At 70.8% G+C, this 5,422-nt stretch carries 5 protein-coding genes; 1 reads left to right on the top strand and 4 read right to left on the bottom strand.

The window, feature by feature from the left end; translation table 11 throughout:
- The coding region (locus tag AB0J52_RS25535; RefSeq protein WP_500184763.1) for a DUF6082 family protein at positions 1 to 694 on the bottom strand (694 nt) is incomplete at its 3' end.
- A 114-nt stretch (positions 695 to 808) separates the two neighbouring features.
- Entirely contained in the window at positions 809 to 2,653 is a 1,845-nt protein-coding gene (glmS, locus tag AB0J52_RS25530) for a glutamine--fructose-6-phosphate transaminase (isomerizing) (protein ID WP_500184761.1), read from the bottom strand.
- A gap of 98 nt (positions 2,654 to 2,751) precedes the next feature.
- Between glmS and coaA the strand changes: the two genes are divergently transcribed.
- Positions 2,752 to 3,669, top strand: a complete 918-nt coding sequence (gene coaA / locus AB0J52_RS25525; RefSeq protein WP_500184760.1) for a type I pantothenate kinase — start codon at positions 2,752 to 2,754, stop codon at positions 3,667 to 3,669.
- 4 nt (positions 3,670 to 3,673) lie between these two features.
- Here coaA and AB0J52_RS25520 read toward each other — a convergent pair whose 3' ends face one another.
- Together AB0J52_RS25520 and AB0J52_RS25515 are read right to left on the bottom strand one after the other, a co-directional pair.
- Positions 3,674 to 4,387 carry an ABC transporter permease gene (locus AB0J52_RS25520; protein ID WP_500184759.1) on the bottom strand — a complete coding sequence of 238 codons (714 nt, stop codon included), beginning with the start codon at positions 4,385 to 4,387 and terminating at the stop codon, positions 3,674 to 3,676.
- On the bottom strand, positions 4,384 to 5,295 hold the full coding sequence (locus tag AB0J52_RS25515; RefSeq protein ID WP_500184757.1) for an ABC transporter ATP-binding protein: 912 nt from the start codon (positions 5,293 to 5,295) through the stop codon (positions 4,384 to 4,386). Before AB0J52_RS25515 ends, AB0J52_RS25520 begins: the two co-directional genes overlap by 4 nt.
- Positions 5,296 to 5,422: the final 127 nt, after the last annotated feature.

The following is a 5,422-nucleotide window of genomic DNA, read 5'->3' as shown; positions in this document are numbered from 1 at the left end:
CCGCCAGAAGCACCCCGACCGCCGTGACCACCACGATTCCCGCGATCCCCCGACGCCGCCGCCGCGCTTCCGCCGTACGTCCGGGCCGGAACTCCGGTCGCCGGGCCTGCGCCGCCGCGTACTCCTCGTCAAGAAGCCGGAGGAATCGCCGTCCTCTCCGGTTCCGCGGCTCCCGGTCGTCCCGGCTGATCTGCCACAGCTTGAACCCCGCCGCCTCCCGGAACAGGTCGGTACGCGCCAGCGTCCGCAGGTTCGGTTCGCTCATGTCGCCGAACTCCCACCGCATCTGCCACCAGCTGACGAACAGATTGAGGTAGAGGATCCGGGCCAGTTCGTCGTCCGTCGTCCCTTCGGGCCGTCCGAGGCAGGCCAGTAGCCGCCGGTCGCTGATGGCCATCCGCAGAAGCTCCAGGTGGGCCATCCGGGCGGACTGCTCCCGCTGGTGCCTGACCTCGCGGGCCTGAAGCAGCAACGAGGCCGTGAGACCTGCCAAGGCCAGGGCGGCGAGCAGGGCGGAGATCGCCCCGTAGGTCTGCCCTATGTCGCTGAGCAGCCTCCAATCCGCGCCCGTGTGCGCGAACACCGCGTCCAACCCGAAAGGCGACGCCAGCACCAAGGCGATCAGGAGAACGGCGACGATCGACAGCAGCAGGGCGCGAGTCAGCCTGCCCCGGGATCTCTGTTGGTACGCCATGGTTCCTCGCGGTCGTCTCCTGGAAACGTTCGGCGAGACCGCCAAGGGTGTCAACGTCCCTGGGCATGCCTCCGCCCGCCGGTCCGGGAGGAGCGGCGGGCGGAGCGGGGAAGGCTATTCGACCGTTACGGACTTGGCGAGGTTGCGGGGCTGGTCGACGTCATGGCCCTTGGCGGTGGCCAGTTCGCAGGCGAAGACCTGGAGCGGGACGGTGGTGACCAGGGGCTGGAAGAGGGTCGGGACGGCCGGGACGCCGATCAGGGTGTCGGCGTAGGGCTCGACGGAGGTGTCGCCCTCCTCCGCGATCACGATGGTGCGGGCGCCGCGGGCGCGGATCTCCTGGATGTTGGAGACGATCTTGTCGTGCAGGACGTCGCGGGAGCGCGGCGGGACGACGACGATGACCGGCAGGCCCGGCTCGATCAGCGCGATCGGGCCGTGCTTGAGCTCGCCGGCGGCGAAGCCCTCGGCGTGCATGTAGGCCAGCTCCTTGAGCTTCAGGGCGCCCTCCAGGGCGACCGGGAAGCCGACGTGGCGGCCCAGGAACAGGACGGACTTCTCGTCCGCCAGGGAGCGGGCCAGCGCGCGGACGGGCTCCATCGTGCCGAGGACCTCGTCCACCTTCTCCGGCATCTTGGCCAGGAGCTGGATCATCGCGAAGACCTCGTCGCCGAACTTGGTGCCGCGCACCTGGGCGATGTAGAGCGCGATGAGGTAGACGGCGACGAGCTGGGTGAGGAACGCCTTGGTGGAGGCGACCGCGATCTCCGGGCCGGCGTGGGTGTACAGGACGCCGTCGCACTCGCGGGGCAGCGTCGAGCCGTTCACGTTGCAGATGCCGAGGAGCTTGGCGTGCTGCTCGCGGGCGTGCCGGACGGCCATCAGGGCGTCCATCGTCTCGCCCGACTGGGAGATGGCGATCACCAGCGTGGTGCGGGACAGGATCGGGTCGCGGTAGCGGAACTCGCTGGCCAGCTCCACCTCGCAGGGCAGCCCGGCCCAGTGCTCGATGGCGTACTTGGCGATCAGGCCCGCGTGGTAGGACGTGCCGCAGGCCACGATGATGATCTTGTCGACCTCGCGCAGCTCCTGGTCGGTGATGCGCATCTCGTCCAGGGTGAGGCGGCCGTCGGCGCCGATCCGGCCGAGCAGGGTGTCGGCGACCGCGCGCGGCTGCTCGGCGATCTCCTTCAGCATGAAGTAGTCGTAGCCGCCCTTCTCGGCGGCGGAGACGTCCCAGTCGACGTGGTAGGCCTTGGTCTCGGCCGGACGGCCCTGGAAGTCGGTGACCGTCACGCCCGACTTGCGCAGCTCGACGACCTGGTCCTGGCCGAGCTCGATCGCGTCCCGGGTGTGCGCGATGAACGCGGCGACGTCGCTGGCGAGGAAGTTCTCGCCGGCGCCGACGCCGACGACCAGCGGCGAGTTGCGGCGGGCGCCGACCACCAGGTCGTCGTCGCCGGAGTGGATCGCGACCAGGGTGAAGGCGCCCTCCAGGCGGCGGCACACCCGGCGCATCGCCTCGGCGAGGTCGCCGGTGGTCTTGAGCTCGTCCTCCAGCAGGTGCGCGACGGCCTCGGTGTCGGTGTCGGAGCGCAGCTTGTGGCCGCCCTCCTCCAGCTCGGTCCGCAGCGCCGCGAAGTTCTCGATGATGCCGTTGTGGATGACCGCCACCCGGCCCGTGCAGTCGGTGTGCGGGTGGGCGTTGCGGTCGTTCGGCGCGCCGTGCGTCGCCCAGCGGGTGTGGCCCATGCCGAGCGTGCCCGCCGGGAGCGGCTCCTCGGCGAGCGCCTCGCGGAGGTTGACCAGCTTCCCCGCGCGCTTGGCGGTGGCGAGCGCCCCGTCCGAGAGCATGGCCACCCCGGCCGAGTCGTAGCCGCGGTACTCCAGCCTCGCCAGACCCTCGACCACCACGTCCAGTGCCGGCCTGCCGCCGACGTAACCCACGATTCCGCACATGGCGGCCAGCCTATTCGGTCCCGATCGGCCACCGGCCGCCCGGCCTAGACCAGCCCTGGCGGACCGGCGGACCGGCCGCACAAGTACCGTTGGCGCTTGTGCCCAGCCCTTACGTCGAACTGAACCGCGCGCAGTGGCGGGCGCTGCGAGCCTCCACCCCGCTCACCCTCACCCCGGATGAGCTGGACGAGCTGCGCGGCGTCCGGGACCCCATCGACATCACCGAGGTCGAAGAGGTCTACCTGCCGCTGTCCCGCCTGCTCAACCTGTTCTTCGTGGGCCGCGGCGGGACCCGGGACACCGTCAGCGGGTTCCTCGGCGAGCCCGTCCAGCCCACCCCGTTCGTGATCGGCGTGGCGGGCTCGGTCGCGGTCGGCAAGTCCACCACGTCCCGGCTGCTGCGGACGCTGCTGGCGCGCTGGCCCGAGCACCCCCGTGTGGAACTGGTCACCACCGACAACTTCCTGTACCCGAACGCCGTCCTCGCCGAGCGCGGGCTGATGGAGCGCAAGGGCTTCCCGGAGTCCTACGACCGGCGGGCGCTGGTGAGATTCGTCCAGTCGGTGAAGTCGGGCGCGTCGCGGATGGACATCCCCATCTACTCCCACCTGGAGTACGACATCGTGCCGGACGCCCGGCAGACGGTGGAACGTCCGGACATCCTGATCGTCGAGGGCCTGAACGTCCTGCAGGCCCCGCCCGCCGGCAGCCTCGGCGTGTCGGACTACTTCGACTTCGCGATCTACGTGGACGCCAAGGTCGAGGACATACGGCGCTGGTACATCGACCGCCTCCTCGCCCTGCGCCGGACGGCCTTCACCGACCCCCGCTCCTACTTCCGCGAGTACGCCAAGCTCAGCGAGCGGCAGGCCGAGGACTTCGCGGTCGGCGTCTGGGGCTCGATCAACGAGCCCAACCTGGTCGAGAACATCCTGCCGACCCGCGCCCGCGCCACCCTCGTCCTGCACAAGGACCGCGACCACTCCATCAACCGCGTCCGCCTCCGCCGCATCTAGCCGGTCATTCGGCGCTGGCGACGGTGAGGGAGCGGAGGCGGACGGTGGCCAGGGCCGTGGCGGCGAGGGTGACGACCACCAGCAGGACGGTCGCGGTCGGCAGGGACACGGCGGCCTTGACGGTGGACGCGTCGGTCAGCGAGTGCGTGACCGACAGGGCCCACTGGAGGATGGACGCCTTCTTCGCGCCCGGCGCGAAGTTGCCGAACAGGCTCTCCCAGACCAGCGCGTAGAGCAGGCCGATCGTGACCGCGTTGCGGCTCAGGACGCCGAGGGCCACGAACACCGAGGCGTAGGCGACGCCCCCGACCAGGACGCCGACGGCGAAGGCCGGGGTGAGGCCCGCCGGGGCGCCCATGATCAGGCCAGCCAGCAGCGTCGGGACGGCCGCGAACAGCGTGACCAGGACGATCGCCACGGCCAGCTTCGTCAGGACGACGACCCAGCGCGGGATCGGCTTGGTCAGGATGTACATGATCTGCCCGTCGTCGATCTCCGGGCCGATCACGCCGGTGCCCGCGATCAGCGCCAGCAGCGGCAGCACCGCGCCGAGGGCGAAGCGCTGCAGGACGCTCGTGTCCACGTCCATGTCGTTGGTGCCGGTCAGCCGCAGGACCAGCGCGAGCAGCAGCAGGAGGCCCGGCAGCACGAACAGCAGCAGCGCCCGCCGCCGGCCGAGCATCGACCGGAACGTGATCATCGCGATCGTGGAGTTCATCGGGCCACCAGGTAGGAGAAGACGGATTCCAGGGACTCGTCGGCCGGGACGACCTCCCAGAGCCGGACGCCGGCGTCCTTGGCGAGCCGGGGCAGCAGCCAGGTGAACCGGCCGAAGTCGGCCGCCTCGACGGCCAGGCCGTCCGGGGTCAGCTCGACGCCGGTGGCCGAGCCGTCGGCGATGATCGCGGCGGCGAGCGCGCGGTCGTCGCCGGAGCGGATCCGGAACCGGTGCGGACGGTCGGTCATCAGCCTGCGGATCTCGCGGAAGTCGCCGGACGCGGCGTGCCGTCCCGCGACGATCACCTCGATGTGCCCGGCGAGCCGCTCGACCTCCTCCAGGATGTGCGAGGAGAACAGGATCGTGCGTCCCTCGGCGGCCATCCGGCGGATCAGGTCCATCAGCTGGAGCCGCTGGCGCGGGTCCATGCCGTTGAACGGCTCGTCCAGCAGCAGCACGGGCGGGTCGTGGACCAGCGCGGACGCCATCTTGATCCGCTGCTTCATGCCCTTGGAGTAGGTGCCGATGGTGCGGTCGGCCGCCTGGTCCATCTCGACCTGGGCGATGGCGCGGGCGGCCGCCCGGCCCGGTTCGGCCAGCTTGTGCAGCTTCGCCATGGCGAGGATGAACTGCCTGCCGGTCAGGAAGTCGTAGGCCGACTCGCGCTCGGGCACCAGGCCGAGCCGGGTGTAGACGGCCGGGTTCTGCCAGATGGGCTCGTCGTCCAGGGTGACCGTGCCGGACGACGGGGACAGGAACCCGCCCATCATGTGGATCAGCGTGGACTTGCCCGCGCCGTTCGGGCCGAGCAGCCCGGTCACGCCGGGGCCGACGGTCATCGTCACGCCGTTGACGGCCACGACGTTGCCGTACCAGCGGGACACGCCTTGCAGCCTGATCTCGGTCACGACAGGCCCGCCTTCCGGAACCGCGCGTACAGGACGACGACCGCGCCGGCCACGATCGCGGCGTCCATCTTGGCGAGCTCGCGCAGCCGGGTCGCGGAGAACTCCACGTCCAGCTCGAAGCCGCCGG

Origin of the sequence: Spirillospora sp. NPDC049652 (genome assembly GCF_040675125.1) — a bacterium.
Taxonomy (GTDB): Bacteria; Actinomycetota; Actinomycetes; order Streptosporangiales; family Streptosporangiaceae; genus Spirillospora.
This window is presented reverse-complemented; position numbering and strand designations above follow the sequence as displayed.